Origin of the sequence: Streptomyces sp. SPB162 (assembly GCF_029504575.1) — a bacterium.
In the GTDB taxonomy this organism is placed as follows: Bacteria; Actinomycetota; Actinomycetes; order Streptomycetales; family Streptomycetaceae; genus Actinacidiphila.
Genome location: NZ_JAQFII010000001.1, coordinates 4,410,681 through 4,428,594, shown reverse-complemented (window position 1 = coordinate 4,428,594; position 17,914 = coordinate 4,410,681). Strand labels below are relative to the sequence as shown.

The following is a 17,914-nucleotide window of genomic DNA, read 5'->3' as shown; positions in this document are numbered from 1 at the left end:
GGTGGCGGACCGGCTGTGTGTGCAGGGCATTCTGTATGTCCTGCACCATGATCCTTTTGCGAGCTCCAGGAGCCCGAAGGCCGAGGCGGCTCAGGTCAGCTGCTTCCCCCGGTGAGACGATTTCGTCGCCCGGGTCGACTCAGCCCCCATGAGGGCTGGGCCGAGTCCCTTCTTGCCGAGCCGCCGGCTGCCCCAAGGTCTCCGCAGATCCATTGGCGACGGAGTCGTTCCCGCCTATCGCGGCCCCGACGGTTCGGCCGGTCGATTCGGCAGAGCCTTGGCATTCTTGGCGGCGGCTGCCGCGACGGTTGCCAGGTCTTCGCCCGAGAAACCGGCGCGACTCAGCACCGCCAGAGATTTATTGGTCGCCAGCGTGCACAACGCCAGCTCTGCCGCCTCCTGCTCACCGGCCCCCGCCGCCAGCAACGCCTGCTCCAGCCTCGCCCGCAACCCGTCAATCATGGCGCGGACCATCGCCTGGCCCTCCGCGTCAAGCGCCGGGAACTGCGTTACCGACACCGTGAGCAGGCAGCCATCCGGGACCGTCGGGTCGGCGATACGGTTCAGGGCGACCTGCAGGAAGGCGGCCACCACGGCCCTCGGGCTCGGGTGGGGGCCGGACAGTGCCCGCTCGTACAGCGGGTGGTAGGTCTGCGCGTACCGTTGGAGGCTTTTACGGAAGAGGGCGCTCTTGTCGCCGAAGGTGCCGTAGAGCGAGCCCCGGCCCAGGCCCGTGCCCTCGGTCAGGCGATCGATCGAGGCCTCCGAATATCCCCAGCGCCAGAAGACGTGCATCGCGCGTCGTAGCGCCTCGTCCACGTCGAATTGCTTACGGCCTGCCATGGTCCGTCACTCTACACATCTTGTACCGATCGTTCAAAGATGGGTAGGGTCGCCGTCATGACAACCTTGAGTTCGCTGCGACTGCCCGACGGGTTCACCGACGTCTTCACCAGCCGGCTCGTGGAGGCGAACGGGCTGCGGCTGCACGCGGTCACCGGTGGGGACGGCCCGGCGCTGCTGCTGGTCGGCGGATGGCCCCAGACCTGGTACGCCTGGCGGGAGGGGATGCTCGCGCTCGCCCGCCGGCACACCGTGGTCGCCGTCGACTCGCGCGGGGCCGGGCTCTCCGACAAGCCCGACGACGGGTACGACGCCGGCACGCTGGCCGCCGACCTGGTCGCGTTGATGGCCGCCCTCGGGCACGACCGGTTCGACGTGGTCGGCCACGACATCGGTACGTGGACCTCATACGCCCTCGCCGCCGATCACCCCGAGCGGGTGGGCCGGCTCGCCATCCTCGAAGCAGTGATCCCCGGTCTCACACCGTCCCCGCCGCTCTTCGGCCCGGACGCGGTCAACCTGAAGCTCTGGCAGTTCGGCTTCAACCGGCTCACCGACCTCAACGAGGAACTGGTCCGGGGACGGGAGCGGCTCTTCTTCGGCTGGCAGTTCGCCTCCAAGGCCGCCACCCCGGCCGCGATCCCCGCGTACGCCGTGGACGTCTACGTCGACGCGATCACCGCGGATCCTCGCGCGCTGCGGGCGAGCTTCGCGTACTACCGGGCGCTGGACGAGACGATCGCGCAGAACGAGCAGCGCAGCAAGACCCGGCTGACGCTGCCGGTGCTCGCCCTCGGCGGCGCGCTGTGGGGCGGCGGGAATGCCGCCCAGACGATGCGGCTGGCGGCCGACGACGTCACGGGGGTCGTCCTCGACGACTGCGGCCATTACCCGGCCGAGGAGCAGCCGGCACGGTTTGTCGAGGTTTTGGAGGACTTCCTCGCGGCCAACCGGTAGCAGGCACACCACACGGCTGAACTCCACGACACCTTCGCCTCCCTGGCACGCAGCCTCATCTGCTGACGGCGCCTCAAGAAGGCCCACCCACGATCGTGGTACGAGCTCTTTGGTGCAGCGTGACGCGGCCGGCCGATCACCCCCATAACGCGATGACTGCGGACCTTCCTCGCTCCTCGTAGAAGGTGATGTTGCAGACGTAGACGGCTTGCTGCCGGGGAACGGCAGGGAAAGAGAAGAAGCCCCGGCCGCTCAGGATGTCGAACTCCCGAAGTCCGCCTTCCCGGCCCTCCGGCCGCCCCACCTTCATCGCGTCGCGGCCCAAGGCAGCAAGTTCTGCGGCGAGGCGCTCGACCTCGGCGATCACGCCAGACGGAAGCCCGTGAGATACGTACTCCTACTGGGGTTCCAGTCCCAGCCCCCATCAGTCACAGACCCGCTTCCGCTTCCGCCGCCTCACGAATGGCCTGGATCTCCGCGATCGCCGCGGTCGGGTCGTGCAAGCCCTCGTTCACGACCCGTTCCAGCTCCCGCAACCGGGCGGCACGTTCCGGGATGCGTTCGATGGCGACGAACACCGCCCATGAGTGAACGAAGGCCCGCAATGGGGCCAGGCTGCTGGTCCGCTGCGCATTGCTGGTGGCTTCGAACACGTGCTGGGTCAGAGCGGGCACCCTGCTCGGAGCGATCTTCGCGACGGCCGCCCGCAGGGCGTCGGGTACCAGTTCCGGCATGGCGACCAACGGTCCGTACGGGCCGGTGGGCTGCTCGGAGGGCGCGGCAGCCACGAATTTCAAGGTGACGATCCCCGAGGGAGTGGATGTCCTGCAGCCGGCCCCTCGCCGTCAGTACGTATGCCACGCTGCCGCCGGAGGCGCGGGCGCTGATGCCGAGCGAGGAGGATCTCGCCCGGGTGGCTCAGGACGTCCTGGACGCGGACGCGGGCATCAGTAGGCCCTGAGAGACGCCAAAGGGGCGGGCCCGGAACCTTGGAAGGTTTCCGGGCCCGCCCCCTGTCACTGCGGGCCGAGCGGCAGGCGCTTACGCGTCCTTGGAGAGGTTCGGGGCGCCGCCCGAACCCGCGGCCTCGATCGGCGGGGCGTCCGCGACCGTGACCTTGTCCTCACCGCGGAAGGTGAACTTCTTCTCCTCACCCTCGCCCTCGGTGTCGACGACCACGATGTGACCGGGGCGCAGCTCACCGAAGAGGATCTTCTCGGAGAGGATGTCCTCGACCTCCCGCTGGATCGTCCGGCGCAGCGGCCGGGCGCCCAGGACGGGGTCGTAGCCCTTCTTGCCGAGCAGCTTCTTGGCCTCGACGCTGAGCTCCAGGCCCATGTCGCGGTCCTTGAGGCGCTCGTCCACCTTGGCGACCATGAGGTCGACGATCTGCATGATGTCTTCCTCCGTCAGCTGGTGGAAGACCACGACGTCGTCGACACGGTTGAGGAACTCGGGACGGAAGTGCTGCTTGAGCTCCTCGCCGACCTTCGCCTTCATCCGCTCGTACCCGGTCTTGGCGTCACCCGTGGCCGCGAAGCCGAGGTTGAAGCCCTTGGAGATGTCCCGGGTGCCGAGGTTGGTCGTCATGATGATGACCGTGTTCTTGAAGTCCACGACCCGGCCCTGGGAGTCGGTCAGCCGACCGTCCTCCAGGATCTGCAACAGGGAGTTGAAGATGTCGGGGTGGGCCTTCTCGACCTCGTCGAAGAGGACGACCGAGAACGGCTTGCGGCGCACCTTCTCGGTGAGCTGCCCGCCCTCTTCGTAGCCGACGTAGCCGGGAGGCGAGCCGAAGAGCCGCGAGACGGTGTGCTTCTCGCTGAACTCCGACATGTCGAGCTGGATGAGCGCGTCCTCGTCGCCGAAGAGGAACTCGGCGAGCGTCTTCGACAGCTCGGTCTTACCGACGCCGGACGGGCCGGCGAAGATGAACGAGCCACCGGGACGCTTCGGGTCCTTGAGGCCGGCGCGGGTGCGTCGGATGGCCTGGGAGAGCGCCTTGATGGCGTCCTTCTGGCCGATGACGCGCTTGTGGAGCTCGTCCTCCATGCGCAGCAGGCGCGAGGACTCCTCCTCGGTGAGCTTGAAGACCGGGATGCCGGTGGCCGTGGCCAGGACCTCCGCGATCAGCTCCTCGTCCACCTCGGCGACGACGTCCATGTCGCCGGCCTTCCACTCCTTCTCGCGCTTGCCCTTGGCGGCGAGGAGCTGCTTCTCCTTGTCGCGGAGCGAGGCGGCCTTCTCGAAGTCCTGCGAGTCGATCGCGGACTCCTTCTCACGGCGCACGTCGGCGATCTTCTCGTCGAACTCGCGGAGGTCCGGCGGTGCGGTCATCCGGCGAATGCGCATCCGGGAGCCGGCCTCGTCGATCAGGTCGATCGCCTTGTCCGGGAGGAAGCGGTCCGAGATGTAGCGGTCGGCCAGGGTGGCGGCGGCGACCAGGGCGGCGTCGGTGATCGACACACGGTGGTGTGCCTCGTACCGGTCGCGCAGACCCTTGAGGATCTCGATGGTGTGGGGCAGCGACGGCTCGGCGACCTGGATGGGCTGGAAGCGGCGCTCGAGAGCGGCGTCCTTCTCCAGGTGCTTGCGGTACTCGTCGAGCGTCGTGGCACCGATGGTCTGCAGCTCGCCTCGCGCCAGCATCGGCTTGAGGATCGAGGCGGCGTCGATCGCGCCCTCGGCGGCACCCGCACCCACCAGGGTGTGGAGCTCGTCGATGAACAGGATGATGTCGCCGCGGGTGCGGATCTCCTTGAGGACCTTCTTCAGGCGCTCCTCGAAGTCACCGCGGTACCGGGAACCGGCGACGAGGGCGCCGAGGTCCAGGGTGTAGAGCTGCTTGTCCTTGAGCGTCTCGGGAACCTCTCCCTTGACGATCGCCTGGGCGAGGCCCTCGACGACGGCGGTCTTGCCGACGCCGGGCTCGCCGATGAGGACGGGGTTGTTCTTGGTGCGGCGGGACAGCACCTGCATGACCCGCTCGATCTCCTTCTCGCGCCCGATGACCGGGTCGAGCTTGGTCTCACGAGCGGCCTGCGTCAGGTTGCGGCCGAACTGGTCGAGGACCAGCGAGGTCGAGGGGGTGCCCTCGGCCGGGCCGCCGGCGCCCGCCGACTCCTTGCCGCCGCCCGAGTAGCCGGACAGCAGCTGGATGACCTGCTGCCGGACCCGGTTCAGGTCGGCGCCGAGCTTCACGAGGACCTGGGCGGCGACGCCCTCGCCCTCGCGGATGAGGCCGAGCAGGATGTGCTCGGTCCCGATGTAGTTGTGTCCGAGCTGAAGGGCCTCGCGGAGCGACAGCTCCAGGACCTTCTTGGCACGGGGGGTGAAGGGGATGTGCCCGGACGGGGCCTGCTGGCCCTGACCGATGATCTCCTCCACCTGCTGGCGGACCGCCTCGAGCGAAATCCCGAGGCTCTCCAGGGCCTTAGCGGCGACACCCTCACCCTCATGGATCAGGCCCAGGAGGATGTGCTCGGTGCCGATGTAGTTGTGGTTGAGCATCCGGGCTTCTTCCTGAGCCAGGACGACAACCCGCCGCGCGCGGTCGGTGAACCTCTCGAACATCGTTAATCGCTCCTCAGAGCGGTCGGGCAGTTAGGGGGCGGTCCCCTCCCTGTCCTTCCGCATGCTAGTCCCGACAGCGGGGCAGCTCACTTCAACCGTAGACACCCACCTGGGCCCTTTAGTCCCACGCAGCCGACAACAGCTCCAACCTGATGGTGCGAGACGATGTTCCCGCAGGCCAGGTGAATAGACCTTTATCGAGTACGCCGATGGCGAACGCGCGCCTGTCCACCGCGGCCGTCGCCCCGTCCCACTAGGTCTTTCTTACCCGCCGACACCGACATTCCATGCGGCGCGCGGACATCGGGTGCGCTACGGGCGAACAACCTTGCGCTCATCGGCCCCGCATCGATCACCCGCGACGGGTACGGAGTGTGTCCGAACCGCCACCGCTCGTAACCCCCGCGCTCGTGGGGAGTTGCATAGGGCATGGGCTGGTACGAGCACGAGCTGGGTTGGCCGATCGCCGGTACGACGCCTCCGCACCTGGTCACCGGTGCGCGCTTCGACGCGCTGCGCGTTCCCGCCAAAGTGGGCTTCGCCGCGCTGACACGCTTCCCGCGGCCGGGTGAGCTGGGCCCCGTCGCGCTGGACGGACGGCAGGTCCTGCTGCTGGTGGCGGCGGGTACGGCGGAAGAGCTGCCGGGGCTGCTGGAATGGCTGGAATGGGGCGGGATCCCGCTCGATCTGACCGCCCTGGGCGGGGGTGATCTGATGCGGGCGCCGGCCCACCCCGAATGGGGACGCCGGGAGGCCGCCTACGACCGGACGGCTCCGGTCTGGCTGCGGCCTCCCCAACCGGGCTGCGAGGTGGAACCCACGTTGCCCGCGATGTGTTTCACGGGCCGTGCCGCCGGTACCGATGGCGCGGGGGAGCCCATCGGCCTGGTGGCGCTGGTCTCCGCTCTCGCGACGGCCTGCCACCGGCTCCGGCTGCTGGAGAATCAGCCGTGTTCCTTCTCGTACGCCTCGCGAATGGACGCGGGAACGCGGCCGCGGTCATTGACCTCATAGCCCTTGTCCTTGGCCCACGCGCGAATCTTCGCGGTGTCCTGGCTCGCAGAACCGCCGCGCACGACCTTGGTTCCGCGGCCGCGGCCGACCCGTCCACCGGTCCTGCGACCGCTGTCCAGGTACGGGGTGAGCAGCCCGCGAAGCTTGTCCGCATTGGCAGTGGTGAGGTCGATCTCGTACGTCACTCCATCGAGTGCGAACGTGACGGTCTCATCCGCCTCGCCGCCGTCGAGGTCGTCAACAAGAAGGACCTGAACCTTCTGTGCCACCGGCTTCCCTTTCATCGAAAACGGATTAACGGTAAAAGCAAAGCGCCTTTTAGGGAAAAACACAAACCCCTTGCGCGATGCGGTACAGGAACCCGGTGCGCGTACCGGACATACCGGGACCCTCAGAGTTGCAGCAGCATGCGGCTGTTGCCCAAGGTGTTCGGTTTCACCCGCTCCAGGTCGAGGAACTCGGCCACTCCCTCGTCATTGGAACGCAGCAGCTCGCCGAAGACATCACCGTCCACCGGCGTCTCGCCGATCTGGACGAAGCCGTGCTTCGCGAAGAAGTCGACTTCGAAGGTGAGACAGAAAATCCTGCGGACTCCGAGCCAACGCGCGGTCTGCAAGAGCTTGGCCAGTACCTGATGTCCTACGCCCTTCCCGCGCTGACCGGGATGAACCGCCAGCGTGCGGACCTCGGCGAGGTCCTCCCACATCACGTGAAGTGCGCCGCAGGCCACGACGGCGGCGTCCTCGTCGCGTTCGGCCACCCAGAACTCCTGGATGTCCTCATAAAGAGTCACCGTGGGCTTGTCCAGCAGGATGCGGTCGCGGACATATGAGTCCAGCAGACCACGGACAGCCGACACATCACTGGTCCTGGCCCGGCGGATGGTGACGTCATTTGATACGAAGGGCATGGCCGGACGCTATCGTTCGTCGGGCTCGGGAGCGGCAGAGGGGTCCACCGAGCGGACCACGCGCATTGCGTCCCTGAGTGCTTCCCGCTGTTCCGGCGACATCATGCCGAAGAAGTGCACGAGGGCGGCGGCCGGGTTGTCGCTCGCCGCCCATGCTTCGTTCATCAGTGCGGCCGAGTAAGCGGCTCTCGTAGAAACCGCTTCATAGCGATAGGCGCGGCCTTCCGCCTCACGGCGCAGCCAGCCCTTCTGATGCAGGTTGTCCATTACGGTCATGACCGTCGTGTACGCGATGGAACGGTCCTGCTGCAGGTCTTCGAGCACTTCGCGAACGGTGACCGGGCGATTCCACTGCCACACCCTGGTCATCACTGCGTCTTCGAGGTCTCCCAATGGACGGGGCACTCTCGAATACTAGTGACATTTGCCGGAAATGCCGCTTATTTAGCGCACCTCGTCGGTTCCGGCCTGCCGGACGGCCTCGGCGTTGGCGAACGCGGCGTCGACCGCCGCGTCCTCCTTGGCCTTGTTGGCCCCGCCCTGGTTCCTGATGATCGTCACGACGAGGCCGATGAAGAAGACCGCCATCACGAACGGCGGCACGAGCGCGGATACGTAGTCCATGCCGTCCAGCGTAGTCAGGCCGTGCGGTGTTCCTCGTCCGGGGGCGGCGTGCCGCGGTGTCCCGGCGGGAACACCTCGGCGGGCGTGGGCACCCGGCGGCCGGGATCGGGGGCCGCGGGGCCCCTGGCCGGCGCGGGGGCCGGAGCGGGCACCTGGGAGGGCCGTGCGGGCTTCGCGGGCTTGTCGGCGGAACCGCCCGGCGTGTCCGCCCCCAGCGGCACGGAGCCGACCAGGACGGCCGGCGCGGGCGATTCCCTGCGGCCGCCGGGCAGCGAGAGCAGGTGTCCGCGGTCGGCGATCGTGGAGCGTCGGCGCGACGTGGGCATGTGGGCCTCCAGGCGGGCTCGTAGATCGTTTTCGGCCAGGTCCTCGCAGCGCCGCAGCAGCACGGTGCGGCGGCGGTGCTCGACCGCGCCGCAGGGGTGGCCGCGCAGCCGCCGCAGCGCGGCGAGGTCGTCGGGGCCCGGCAGGTAGCCGGTGTCGAGGGCGTCCCGCAGCCGCGCGAGGTAGCCCGCGGCGCCGCCCGGGAGTGCCTCCCGGTAGCGGGCCAGTTCGGCGAGGAGGAACGTCCGGAGCCGTCCGCCCTCGTTGACCGCTTCGTCCAGGGCCTCGGCGAGCCGGAGGTACTCCTGGAGGTCGTCGGGGACGGGTGTCGTGGTGGCGGGTCGGAGGGCCGCTGCGAGGGCGCGCCGGAACACACGCAGTTCGTCCGCGCTGAACGCCATGCCGCCCCGGGAGCCGTGTGGCGTGGGCATGCGACGACTTTAAGTGCTAAACGGACAAAATTCCCGTAACGACATGGCGGGATTCAGGCCGGGATCCGACACTGAATCCGGTACGGGACCCGGCGGGGGATCCAGCCCTCCGTACTGACCGAACTGGATCCCGGTACCGGCGTGTCGCGGGTCGGCTCGGCGACGGCGTGCCGCAGCACTAGGCCGTGTCTGACACATCCCGCCTGGCCCGGGACGCCTGGCACGCGCGCTCTCCCCCAGCTACCGCTGGGAGGGCCCCAGTTGTCGGGCCCGCCCCGGTACGTCCAGTACAGGGGCGACCCTCCGCCGTGCGATCGCACGCACCAGACGCCCCGGGCCCCGCCCTCCGGGCGGACGCCGGTATGTGTCAGACACGACCTAGCTCGTCGAGACGTTCCGCTCGTAGACCAGGCGCAGCCCGATGAGGGTCAGCCACGGCTCGTGCACGTCGATGATGGACGCCTCGCCGAGGACGAGCGGGGCGAGGCCGCCGGTGGCGATCACCGTGACGTCGTCCGGGTCGTCGGCGAGTTCGCGGGCCATGCGCTCCGCGACCCCGTCGACCTGCCCGGCGAAGCCGTACAGGATGCCGGACTGCATCGCCTCGATGGTGTTCTTGCCGATGACGCTGCGCGGGCGGGCCAGCTCGATCTTGCGCAGCTGCGCGCCGCGCACCCCGAGGGCGTCCACCGAGATCTCGATGCCGGGGGCGATGGCGCCCCCCATGTACTCACCGCGCACGGAGACCGCGTCGAAGGTCGTCGCCGTACCGAAGTCCACGACGATGCACGGGCCGTTGTACAGGTGCATGGCGGCGAGGGAGTTGACGATCCGGTCGGAACCGACCTCCTTCGGGTGGTCCACCAGGATCGGCACACCGGTCTTGATGCCCGGCTCGACCAGGACCGACGGGACGTCCCCGTAGTAGCGCCTGGTCACCTCCCGCAGCTCGTGCAGGACCGCCGGCACCGTCGAGCAGATCGCGATGCCGTCGATGCCGTCACCCAGCTCCATGCCGAGCAGCGGGTGCATGCCCATCAGGCCCTGCAGCAGGACCGCCCACTCGTCGGCGGTCCGGCGCGCGTCGGTGGAGATGCGCCAGTGCTCGACGATCTCCTCCGCGTCGAAGAGGCCCAGGACGGTGTGCGTGTTGCCGACGTCGATGGTGAGGAGCATGACGGGACTCAGGCCTCCGTGCGCAGGTCGAGCCCGATGTCCAGGATCGGCGAGGAGTGCGTGAGCGCGCCCACCGCCAGGTAGTCCACTCCGGTCTCGGCGTAGGCGCGGGCGGTGTCGAGGGAGAGCCGGCCCGAGGACTCCAGGACGGCGCGGCCCGCGACGTACGCGACTGCCTCGGCCGTCTGCTCCGGGGTGAAGTTGTCGAGCAGGATCAGGTCGGCGCCCGCCGCGAGGACCTCACGCACCTGGTCCATGGTGTCGACCTCGACCTCGATGGCCAGCTCGGGGAACTCGTCGCGGACCAGCTTGAAGGCCTGCGCGACACCGCCGGCCGCGATCACGTGGTTGTCCTTGACCAGCGCCGCGTCCGACAGCGACATCCGGTGGTTGACGCCGCCGCCGCAGCGGACCGCGTACTTCTCCAGGGCACGCAGCCCCGGCGTGGTCTTGCGGGTGTCGCGGACCTCGGCCTTGGTGCCCTCCAGCACGTCCGACCAGGCGCGGGTCGCGGTGGCGATGCCGGACAGCCGGCACAGCAGGTTGAGCGCGCTGCGCTCGCCCGTCAGCAGGTCGCGGGTGCGGGTGCGGACCGTCAGCAGCACCTGGCCGGGCTCGACGCGGTCGCCGTCCTCGACGTGCCGCTCGACCTCGAACTCGTCCGTGCAGACGACGGAGAGGACCGCCTCGGCGATCCGCAGGCCCGCGACGGTGCCGGCCTCGCGGGCGGTGAAGTCACCGGTGGCGAAGGCGTCCTCGGGGACGGTCGCGACGGTGGTGACGTCCACGCCCTGGTCGAGGTCCTCCTCGATCGCGATGTGCGCGATGTCCTCGACCTGCACGGGGTCGAGGCCCGCGTCGACCAGCAGCTGCGCCAGGTCGGCGTCCAGACCGCACTGCAGCGGGTCGTGCTCGTAGATCTCCTCGTCCCCGCCGCAGCCGCACGCGTCGCCGCAGCCGCCCGCCTCCTCGCCGGACTGGCTGGTGGGCAGGCCGAACTGCGGCAGCGGGAGGAGGACGGGCTGAGGGCGGTCCGGGGTACTCACGAGGGCTCCTTGAGGGCTGCGAGGGTCGTCCCCCGCGGGGTTTCTGCGGTCACCGGCGGGTTCACCGGCAGGCCGTCCGACGGTGCCGCATCGCTGCGCACCGGCGGGAAGTCCGCCGTGTCGGTGGTGTGCACGGCCAACGTGCCATGGGGCGTCAGGCGGACGATCAGGTGCCGGCGCCACCGGTCATCGTCCCGGTCCGGCCGGTCCTCGCGCCAGTGGCAGCCACGAGTCTCCTCCCGGCGGCGGGCCGCCGCGACCAGGACCCGGGCCACCAGGCTCAGATTGGACGCCTCCCACGTCTCGACGCAGGGCTCGGCGGTCTTGCCGTCGCGCTCCAGGTCGTCGACGGAAGCGGTGTGGATGCCTTCCAGCGCGGTGGCCGCGCCCGCCAGGCTGGCGGCGCTGCGCAGGACGCCCGCGCCCGCCGTCATGATCCGCTGGATCTCGAAGCGGGTCTCGGAGGCCAGCAGCGGGGTGCGGGCCGGTGCGGGGACGACGGGGACGCCCGGCGCGGTCGGGTCGGCGATGATGTCGGCCGCGATGCGCTCGGCGAAGACCAGGCCCTCCAGCAGCGAGTTGGAGGCGAGCCGATTGGCGCCGTGCACCCCCGTGCAGGCGACCTCACCGCACGCGTACAGGCCCGGCACGGTCGTCCGGCCCCGCAGGTCCGTCCGGACGCCGCCGGACGCGTAGTGGGCCGCGGGGGCGACCGGGATCGGCTCGGTGACCGGGTCGATGCCGTGCGAACGGCAGGCGGCGAGGATCGTCGGGAAGCGCTCGGCCCACATCGTGGCGCCGAAGTGCCGGGCGTCCAGGAACATGTGCTCGGCGCCGGTCTCCTGCATGCGCCGCGTGATGCCCTTGGCGACGATGTCGCGCGGCGCCAGCTCCGCCAGCTCGTGCTGACCGGTCATGAACCGGACGCCCTCGGCGTCGACCAGGTACGCGCCCTCGCCGCGGACCGCCTCGGACACCAGCGGCTGCTGGCCCTCGGCGTCCGGGCCCAGCCACAGCACGGTCGGGTGGAACTGCACGAACTCCAGGTCGCTGACCTCGGCGCCGGCCCGCAGCGCGAGCGCCACGCCGTCGCCGGTCGACACCGCCGGGTTCGTCGTCGCGGAGAACACCTGGCCCATGCCGCCGGTCGCGAGCACCACGGCCTTGGCGTGCACGGCGCCGACGCCGTCGCGCTGGCCCTCGCCCATCACGTGCAACGTGACGCCCGCGGTACGGCCGGCCTCGTCGGTGAGCAGGTCCAGGACGAGCGCGTTCTCCACGGTCTCGATGCCCGCGTCACGGACCGCGTCCACCAGCGCGCGGGAGATCTCCGCGCCCGTCGCGTCGCCGCCCGCGTGCGCGATCCGGCGGCGGTGGTGGCCGCCCTCGCGGGTCAGCAGGATCTCGCCGGTCTCGTTCGACGTGTCGAACCGGGCGCCGGTGGAGATGAGCCGGCGCACCGCGCCCGGGCCCTCGGTGACCAGCGCCCGCACGGCCGGCTCGTCACACAGCCCGACGCCGGCGACCAGGGTGTCGTCCAGGTGCTGCTCCGGGGTGTCCCCTTCGCCGAGCGCCGCGGCGATGCCGCCCTGCGCCCAGCGCGTGGAGCCGTTGTCCATCTGCGCCTTCGTCACGACGACGACCTTCGCGCCGGCGGCGGCGCAGCGCAGCGCGGTCGTCAGGCCGGCGACGCCGGATCCGACGACGATCACGTCGGCGGTGATCGCCCAGCCGGGGGCGGGGGCGGCCAGCCGTATGCCGGTTCCGTTCATCGCGTGGCTCCGAATTCCAGGGGGATGTTGTCGATCAGACGGGTCGTGCCGACCTTCGCGGCGACCGCGAGGATCGCCGGGCCTGTGTGGCCGGGCGGCGCCTCCGTGAAGTCCGCGGGGTCCACGAGGGCCAGGTAGTCGACGGCCGGGCCGCCGTCCCCCGCCTCCTCCAGCACCTTGCGCGCCGCCGCTCGTACGGCGTCGGGGCCCGCCTGGACCGCGTCCCGGCCGGCGAACAGCGCGTGGGACAGCGTGAGCGCCGCCGGGCGGTCGGCGGCCGAGAGGTACCGGTTGCGGCTGGACAGCGCCAGTCCGTCGCCCTCCCGGACGGTGGGAACGCCGACGATCTCCGCCGGGAAGTTCAGGTCCGTCGCCATCCGGCGGATCAGCGCGAGCTGCTGGGCATCCTTCTGCCCGAAGAACGCGACGTCGGGGGCGGTGAGGTGGAGCAGCTTCGCGACGACGGTGAGCATGCCGTCGAAGTGGCCGGGACGGGAGGCGCCCTCGTAGCGCTCCCCCATCGGTCCCGCCGTGATCCGCACCTGCGGCGCGCCGCCGGGGTAGACCTCGTCGACGGAGGGCGCGAGGACGATATCGGCGCCGGCCCCGTCCGCGATCTTCACATCGGCGTCCAGGGTGCGCGGATAGCGGTCCAGGTCCTCGCCGGGGCCGAACTGCAGCGGGTTGACGAAGACGGTGACGACCACCTCGCCGTCCGCCCCCACGTGCGCGCGGGCGGTGCGGATGAGCGTCGCGTGCCCCTCGTGCAGCGCGCCCATCGTCATCACCACGGCGCGCTTGCGGCCGGCCCGGGTGGCGGCTCGCAGCTCCGCGGCCGTCTCCAGCAGGTGCGTGGTCATCGGGGTCCCCCGTCCGCGAGGACTTCGAGCAGTGCCTCGGCGAGTTCCGGCTTGAGCATTCCGTTGGCGATCGCGCGATCCGCGGTGGCCCGCGCCATCGCCAGGTAGGAGGCGACGGCCTGCGGGGAGTGCTTGCGCAGCTCCGCCAGATGGGCGGTGACCGTGCCCGCGTCGCCGCGCGCGACCGGGCCGGTGAGGGCGCCGTCGCCGGCCCGCAGGGCGTTGTCGAGGGCCGCGCCGAGCAGCGGGCCGAGCATCCGGCCCGGCTCCGCGACACCGGCCGCGCTCAGCAGCTCCATGGCCTGGGCGACCAGCGTGACCAGGTGGTTCGCACCGATCGCGAGGCCCGCGTGGTACAGCGGGCGGGCCTCCTCGTCGATCCACTCGGGCTCGCCGCCCATCTCGATGACGAGCGCCTCGGCGGCCATCCGCAGCTGCCCGGGAGCGGTGACGCCGAAGGAGCAGCCGGCCAGCCGCTGCACGTCCACGGCGGTGCCGGTGAACGTCATCGCGGGGTGCAGGGCGAGCGGCAGGGCGCCGGCCCGCAGCGCCGGTTCGAGCACGCCCGTGCCGTAGCGGCCCGAGGTGTGCACGATCAACTGCCCCGGGCGTACGGCGCCGGTCTCGGCGAGACCGGCGACCAGGCCGGGCAGCGCGTCGTCGGGGACCGTCAACAGGACGAGGTCCGCGCGCGCGAGCACTTCCTCCGGCTCGACCAGCGGCACGTCGGGCAGCAGGGCCGCCGCGCGGCGGCGGGAGAGTTCCGACACCCCCGAGGCGGCGACCGGCCGGTGGCCCGCGAGCTTGAGGGCGGCGGCGAGCGCCGGTCCGACCCGGCCGGCGCCGACGACGCCGACGGTGAGGCGGGCGGGGCGCGCCTCCGCTTCTGAGGGCGTGGGGCCCGAGGTGTGCGATGCGTTCACGCTGCGCTGGCCTTCCCTTCCAGTCCTGAGCGGTACCGGAGTTCTCGTCAATGCTACGCGAATGCGCCCCGGCGTCCCTGGGGGTCCATGGGATGGACCCCCGGTGGTCGGCGAACCCCCTCGGCAGAAGCGGGGACCGTGGGGCAGGATCGGTGTCATGGGCTATCCGATCGACGACGAGAAGACCACGCGCCTGGCAGCTGTGCGGGCATGTGACCGGGTGCTGTCCAGCGGCAAGCGCCCGCTGATGCGTGAGCGGCTGGAGCGCCTGGTGGCCGAGGGCGCGGCCGCGCACGACCTGGACGTTCCGCCGGACATGTACGGCGACGGCATCGTCGCCGTGCTGGAGCAGCGGGTGGCGGAGCTGCTGGGCCTGGAGGCCGCGGCGTTCTTCCCCACCGGGACGATGGCGCAGCAGGTGGCCCTGCGGTGCTGGGCCGGCCGGACGGGCAACCCGGCGGTCGCCCTGCACCCGCTGGCCCACCCGGAGGTCCACGAGCGCGACGCCTTCTCGATGGTGAGCGGGCTGCGCCCGATCCATCCGACGACCGCGCCCCGGCTGCCGAGCGCGCAGGAGATCCGGGACTGCGACGAGCCGTTCGGCACGCTGATGCTGGAGCTGCCGCTGCGCGACGCGGGCTTCCAGCTGCCCACCTGGGAGGAGCTGACCGCGACGGTGGCGGCGGCGCGCGACCGGGATGCCGTCGTGCACTTCGACGGGGCCCGGCTGTGGGAGTGCGCGCCGCACTTCGGACGCTCCCTTGCCGAGATCTCGGGCCTCGCGGACAGCGTCTACGTGTCGTTCTACAAGTCGCTCGACGGCATCTCGGGCGCCGTGCTCGCCCGGCCCGGCCGACCTGATCGCGGAGGCCAAGGCCTGGCGGCACCGGTACGGCGGCCTGGCGTTCACGCAGTTCCCGACGGTGCTCGCGGCGCTGGCCGGACTGGACAACGAGCTGCCGCGACTGCCCTCGTACGTGGCACACGCGAAGGACGTCGTGGAGGGGCTGCGGGACGGGCTCGAGGGCGCGGTGCCGTTCTTCCGGATCAACCCGCCGGTGCCGTTCACCCACCAGTTCCAGGTGTGGCTGCCGTTTCCGGCCTCGGTGCTGGACGCGGCCGGGCTGCGCCAGGCGCTGGAGACGAAGTCCGTCGTGTTCGGCAAATGGTTCGACAGCGAGGTGCCGGGGATGTCGGTGACCGAGGTGACGGTGGCCGCGTCCGCGCTGGAGTGGACGGTGGACGACGTCGCGGCGGCGGTGCGCGCGTTCGTGGAGCTGCTGCCCCAGGACTGAGCGCACCGCCGGCGCCTACGGCGTCACTCCCCGGCGACGCGCAGCAGCAGCTTGCCGGTGGTGGCGCGGGTGTCCATGAGGCGGTGCGCCTCGGCCGCCTCCTCCAGCGGGAACTCGGCGGTGATCGGCAGCTCGACCTCGCCGCCGGCGACGAGCCGGAAGGACCTGTCGGCGATCGCGCGCAGCGTCTGCGGGTCGTTCTCGGCGAGGGTGAGGATCGAGAAGCCGGCCACCGACAGCCCGCGCGGGTACAGCTCGGGCTGGCCGACCTGCCAGGGGGCGCCGCCTCCGGCGTTGCCGAAGGAGACCAGCCGGCCGAAGAGCGCGAGGGAGTCGAGGCTGCGGCGGAGCGTGTCGCCGCCGACCGGGTCGAGCGCGAGATCCACCCCCCGGCCGCCGGTGGCCCGCTGAACCCCCGCGGCGAAGTCGTCCCCGACGAACACCTCGTCGTAGCCGTACTTGAGCGCCTCCTCGACCTTCTCCGGCCGCGACACGACGCCGTAGACGGCGCCCGCCCCGCCGAGCCGGGCGACCTGCCCGGCGACCGTGCCGACCCCGCCGGCCGCGCCCTGGACCAGCACGGTCTCGCCGGCACGCAGCCGGCCGATCTCGTGCACCAGGCCCTGGACGGTAGGCAGGACGGTCGGCAGGGTGGCGCCGACCCGCAGGGACACACCGCCGGGGAGCGCGAAGACGGTGGCGGCGGGGGCCGTGACGACCTCCGCGTAGCCGCTGTGCGGGGTCAGCGCGGCGATCTGCTGACCGACGGCCAGGCCCTCGACGCCCGCGCCGACGGCGCGGATCCGGCCGGACACCTCCAGGCCGGGGCGGAAGGGCAGGTCCGGTACGCGGTAACCGACGGAACGGGCCTGGGTGTCGGCGAAGTTCACGCCGGTGTAGGCCACGTCGATGGTCACCTCACCGGGACCGGGCTCCGGGACCGGAGCCTCGGTGATCCGCAGGACCTCGGGTCCGCCGAACTCCCCGAATTCGATTGCGCGCATGACGGCCACCCCTCGCAAGCTGTTCAATGAAAAGCGAACACTTGGAGTGTATGGTTTTCATCGAACACTCCGCAAGGGTGACAGGACGAGCAAGAGGACACCCGATGGGTCACAGGGCAGCACCCGAGCACACCCACCCGGACGACGTACCCGTCCTGACGGCCCTCGCCGCCCTCGCCGATCCCGTCCGCCTCCAGCTCGTGCGCGAACTCGCCGGAGCGGGCGACTGGGAGCGGTCCTGCGGCACCTTCGACGTGCCCGTCGGCAAGGCCGCGCTCAGCCACCACTTCGCGGTGCTGCGCGTGGCCGGGCTGATCGAGCAGCGCGACCAGGGACCCCGGCGCGTCAACCGGCTGCGCCGCGCCGAGTTCGACCAGCGCTTCCCGGGCCTGCTGGACCTGGTCCTGCGCGACGAGCACTGACCAGCGCTGACGAGCACTGACGGCGCCTCGCTGCGTCGGCGAGGACTATCGGCCGCCGCCGGAGCCGGCCCGCACCAGACCCGTCTCGTAGGCCAGCACCACCGCCTGGACGCGGTCGCGCAGGTCGAGCTTGGTGAGGATCCGGCCGACGTGCGTCTTCACCGTCGCCTCTGAGAGCACCAGCTTCCGCGCGATCTCACCGTTCGACAGCCCCTGGGCGACGAGCAGCAGCACCTCGCGCTCGCGCTCGGTCAGCCGGTTCACCGCGGTGTTGTCCGGCGCGCCCGAGCTGGGCAGCATCGGCGTGAAGCGGTCCAGCAGACGGCGGGTGGTGCTCGGCGCGACGACCGCGTCCCCGCTGTGCACGGAACGGATCGCGGCCAGCAACTCGTCCGGCGGCACGTCCTTGAGCAGGAAGCCGCTGGCTCCCGCCTTGAGCGCCGAGAAGGCGTACTCGTCCAGGTCGAAGGTGGTGAGGATCAGCACCCGCGGACCGCCGTCGTCCGGCTTGCGGTCCGGGCTGCCGCAGATCCGCCGGGTCGCCTCGACGCCGTCGAGTCGCGGCATACGGACGTCCATCAGCACCACGTCCACCTTGGTGGAGCGCAGCACCTCGACCGCCTGCGCGCCGTCGCCCGCCTCCGCGACGACCTCCATGTCGGGCTGGGCCTGCAGCACCATGCGGAAACCGGTGCGCAACAGCACCTGGTCATCGACGAGCATCACGCGGATCGCCATCG

The 17,914-nt window shown here is 70.9% G+C and carries 20 protein-coding genes and 1 pseudogene; 5 read left to right on the top strand and 16 right to left on the bottom strand.

Annotation, left to right across the window (positions count from 1 at the left end; translation table 11 throughout):
- Positions 1-234: 234 nt before the first annotated feature.
- Positions 235-843 (bottom strand): TetR/AcrR family transcriptional regulator, encoded by a 609-nt coding sequence (locus M2266_RS20295; protein WP_277439468.1) that lies wholly within the window; start codon positions 841-843, stop codon positions 235-237.
- Positions 844-900: 57 nt separating this feature from the next.
- Between M2266_RS20295 and M2266_RS20290 the strand changes: the two genes are divergently transcribed.
- Positions 901-1,800 (top strand): alpha/beta hydrolase, encoded by a 900-nt coding sequence (locus M2266_RS20290; protein WP_277439467.1) that lies wholly within the window; start codon positions 901-903, stop codon positions 1,798-1,800.
- Between the two features lie 136 nt (positions 1,801-1,936).
- On the opposite strand, the gene M2266_RS20285 is transcribed toward M2266_RS20290, so the two are convergent.
- Positions 1,937-2,167, bottom strand: a complete 231-nt coding sequence (locus M2266_RS20285) for a hypothetical protein (protein ID WP_277439466.1) — start codon at positions 2,165-2,167, stop codon at positions 1,937-1,939.
- A 61-nt stretch (positions 2,168-2,228) separates the two neighbouring features.
- Positions 2,229-2,534: a hypothetical protein gene (locus tag M2266_RS20280; protein WP_277441279.1), complete on the bottom strand. Its 306-nt coding sequence runs from the start codon at positions 2,532-2,534 to the stop codon at positions 2,229-2,231.
- A gap of 86 nt (positions 2,535-2,620) precedes the next feature.
- Between M2266_RS20280 and M2266_RS20275 the strand changes: the two genes are divergently transcribed.
- Positions 2,621-2,761 (top strand): hypothetical protein, encoded by a 141-nt coding sequence (locus M2266_RS20275; RefSeq protein ID WP_277439465.1) that lies wholly within the window; start codon positions 2,621-2,623, stop codon positions 2,759-2,761.
- Between the two features lie 80 nt (positions 2,762-2,841).
- Here M2266_RS20275 and M2266_RS20270 read toward each other — a convergent pair whose 3' ends face one another.
- The gene (locus M2266_RS20270) at positions 2,842-5,373 is read right to left on the bottom strand and encodes an ATP-dependent Clp protease ATP-binding subunit (RefSeq protein ID WP_277439464.1); all 2,532 of its coding nucleotides are present in this window, start codon (positions 5,371-5,373) and stop codon (positions 2,842-2,844) included.
- A 429-nt stretch (positions 5,374-5,802) separates the two neighbouring features.
- Here M2266_RS20270 and M2266_RS20265 point away from each other — a divergent pair, with 429 nt between their 5' ends.
- Complete coding sequence (locus tag M2266_RS20265; protein WP_277439463.1) at positions 5,803-6,387, top strand: SCO3374 family protein; 585 nt, start codon at positions 5,803-5,805, stop codon at positions 6,385-6,387.
- On the opposite strand, the gene M2266_RS20260 is transcribed toward M2266_RS20265, so the two are convergent.
- From M2266_RS20260 to M2266_RS20215, 10 genes are all read right to left on the bottom strand, one after another.
- Positions 6,318-6,656, bottom strand: a complete 339-nt coding sequence (locus M2266_RS20260) for an Lsr2 family protein (RefSeq protein WP_277439462.1) — start codon at positions 6,654-6,656, stop codon at positions 6,318-6,320. The two genes, M2266_RS20265 and M2266_RS20260, sit on opposite strands and share 70 nt — an antisense overlap.
- Before the next feature lie 122 nt (positions 6,657-6,778).
- On the bottom strand, positions 6,779-7,297 hold the full coding sequence (locus tag M2266_RS20255; RefSeq protein ID WP_277439461.1) for an amino-acid N-acetyltransferase: 519 nt from the start codon (positions 7,295-7,297) through the stop codon (positions 6,779-6,781).
- Positions 7,298-7,306: 9 nt separating this feature from the next.
- Positions 7,307-7,702: a BlaI/MecI/CopY family transcriptional regulator gene (locus tag M2266_RS20250; RefSeq protein WP_277439460.1), complete on the bottom strand. Its 396-nt coding sequence runs from the start codon at positions 7,700-7,702 to the stop codon at positions 7,307-7,309.
- Between the two features lie 39 nt (positions 7,703-7,741).
- Complete coding sequence (locus M2266_RS20245; protein ID WP_277439459.1) at positions 7,742-7,921, bottom strand: hypothetical protein; 180 nt, start codon at positions 7,919-7,921, stop codon at positions 7,742-7,744.
- Positions 7,922-7,935: 14 nt separating this feature from the next.
- Positions 7,936-8,676, bottom strand: coding sequence for a hypothetical protein (locus tag M2266_RS20240; RefSeq protein WP_277439458.1), 741 nt, complete (start codon positions 8,674-8,676; stop codon positions 7,936-7,938).
- 378 nt (positions 8,677-9,054) lie between these two features.
- Positions 9,055-9,852 carry a type III pantothenate kinase gene (locus M2266_RS20235; RefSeq protein WP_277439457.1) on the bottom strand — a complete coding sequence of 266 codons (798 nt, stop codon included), beginning with the start codon at positions 9,850-9,852 and terminating at the stop codon, positions 9,055-9,057.
- A gap of 8 nt (positions 9,853-9,860) precedes the next feature.
- Positions 9,861-10,898: a carboxylating nicotinate-nucleotide diphosphorylase gene (gene nadC / locus M2266_RS20230; RefSeq protein ID WP_277439456.1), complete on the bottom strand. Its 1,038-nt coding sequence runs from the start codon at positions 10,896-10,898 to the stop codon at positions 9,861-9,863.
- On the bottom strand, positions 10,895-12,670 hold the full coding sequence (locus M2266_RS20225; protein WP_277439455.1) for an L-aspartate oxidase: 1,776 nt from the start codon (positions 12,668-12,670) through the stop codon (positions 10,895-10,897). Before M2266_RS20225 ends, nadC begins: the two co-directional genes overlap by 4 nt.
- The gene (gene panC, locus M2266_RS20220) at positions 12,667-13,530 is read right to left on the bottom strand and encodes a pantoate--beta-alanine ligase (RefSeq protein WP_277439454.1); all 864 of its coding nucleotides are present in this window, start codon (positions 13,528-13,530) and stop codon (positions 12,667-12,669) included. Before panC ends, M2266_RS20225 begins: the two co-directional genes overlap by 4 nt.
- Positions 13,527-14,453 carry a DUF2520 domain-containing protein gene (locus M2266_RS20215; RefSeq protein WP_277439453.1) on the bottom strand — a complete coding sequence of 309 codons (927 nt, stop codon included), beginning with the start codon at positions 14,451-14,453 and terminating at the stop codon, positions 13,527-13,529. Before M2266_RS20215 ends, panC begins: the two co-directional genes overlap by 4 nt.
- A 157-nt stretch (positions 14,454-14,610) precedes the next feature.
- Here M2266_RS20215 and M2266_RS20210 point away from each other — a divergent pair.
- A pseudogene (locus M2266_RS20210) lies at positions 14,611-15,748 on the top strand (beta-eliminating lyase-related protein).
- A gap of 23 nt (positions 15,749-15,771) precedes the next feature.
- On the opposite strand, the gene M2266_RS20205 reads toward M2266_RS20210, so the two are convergent.
- Positions 15,772-16,752 (bottom strand): zinc-binding dehydrogenase, encoded by a 981-nt coding sequence (locus M2266_RS20205; protein ID WP_277439452.1) that lies wholly within the window; start codon positions 16,750-16,752, stop codon positions 15,772-15,774.
- A 104-nt stretch (positions 16,753-16,856) separates the two neighbouring features.
- Here M2266_RS20205 and M2266_RS20200 point away from each other — a divergent pair, with 104 nt between their 5' ends.
- On the top strand, positions 16,857-17,174 hold the full coding sequence (locus tag M2266_RS20200) for a helix-turn-helix domain-containing protein (protein WP_277439451.1): 318 nt from the start codon (positions 16,857-16,859) through the stop codon (positions 17,172-17,174).
- Between the two features lie 45 nt (positions 17,175-17,219).
- On the opposite strand, the gene M2266_RS20195 is transcribed toward M2266_RS20200, so the two are convergent.
- Positions 17,220-17,912: a response regulator transcription factor gene (locus M2266_RS20195; protein WP_277439450.1), complete on the bottom strand. Its 693-nt coding sequence runs from the start codon at positions 17,910-17,912 to the stop codon at positions 17,220-17,222.
- Between the last annotated feature and the right edge of the window lie 2 nt (positions 17,913-17,914).

Bases quoted from the DNA above. Each gene is read 5' to 3' on its own strand.
- M2266_RS20295 (WP_277439468.1), bottom strand. From the start codon at position 843: ATGGCAGGCCGTAAGCAATTCGACGTGGACGAGGCGCTACGACGCGCG.
- M2266_RS20290 (WP_277439467.1), top strand. From the start codon at position 901: ATGACAACCTTGAGTTCGCTGCGACTGCCCGACGGGTTCACCGACGTC.
- M2266_RS20280 (WP_277441279.1), bottom strand. From the start codon at position 2,534: ATGCCGGAACTGGTACCCGACGCCCTGCGGGCGGCCGTCGCGAAGATC.
- M2266_RS20275 (WP_277439465.1), top strand. From the start codon at position 2,621: ATGTCCTGCAGCCGGCCCCTCGCCGTCAGTACGTATGCCACGCTGCCG.
- M2266_RS20270 (WP_277439464.1), bottom strand. From the start codon at position 5,373: ATGTTCGAGAGGTTCACCGACCGCGCGCGGCGGGTTGTCGTCCTGGCT.
- M2266_RS20265 (WP_277439463.1), top strand. From the start codon at position 5,803: ATGGGCTGGTACGAGCACGAGCTGGGTTGGCCGATCGCCGGTACGACG.
- M2266_RS20255 (WP_277439461.1), bottom strand. From the start codon at position 7,297: ATGCCCTTCGTATCAAATGACGTCACCATCCGCCGGGCCAGGACCAGT.
- M2266_RS20245 (WP_277439459.1), bottom strand. From the start codon at position 7,921: ATGGACTACGTATCCGCGCTCGTGCCGCCGTTCGTGATGGCGGTCTTC.
- M2266_RS20240 (WP_277439458.1), bottom strand. From the start codon at position 8,676: ATGCCCACGCCACACGGCTCCCGGGGCGGCATGGCGTTCAGCGCGGAC.
- M2266_RS20235 (WP_277439457.1), bottom strand. From the start codon at position 9,852: ATGCTCCTCACCATCGACGTCGGCAACACGCACACCGTCCTGGGCCTC.
- M2266_RS20225 (WP_277439455.1), bottom strand. From the start codon at position 12,670: ATGAACGGAACCGGCATACGGCTGGCCGCCCCCGCCCCCGGCTGGGCG.
- panC (WP_277439454.1), bottom strand. From the start codon at position 13,530: ATGACCACGCACCTGCTGGAGACGGCCGCGGAGCTGCGAGCCGCCACC.
- M2266_RS20205 (WP_277439452.1), bottom strand. From the start codon at position 16,752: ATGCGCGCAATCGAATTCGGGGAGTTCGGCGGACCCGAGGTCCTGCGG.
- M2266_RS20200 (WP_277439451.1), top strand. From the start codon at position 16,857: ATGGGTCACAGGGCAGCACCCGAGCACACCCACCCGGACGACGTACCC.
- M2266_RS20195 (WP_277439450.1), bottom strand. From the start codon at position 17,912: ATGGCGATCCGCGTGATGCTCGTCGATGACCAGGTGCTGTTGCGCACC.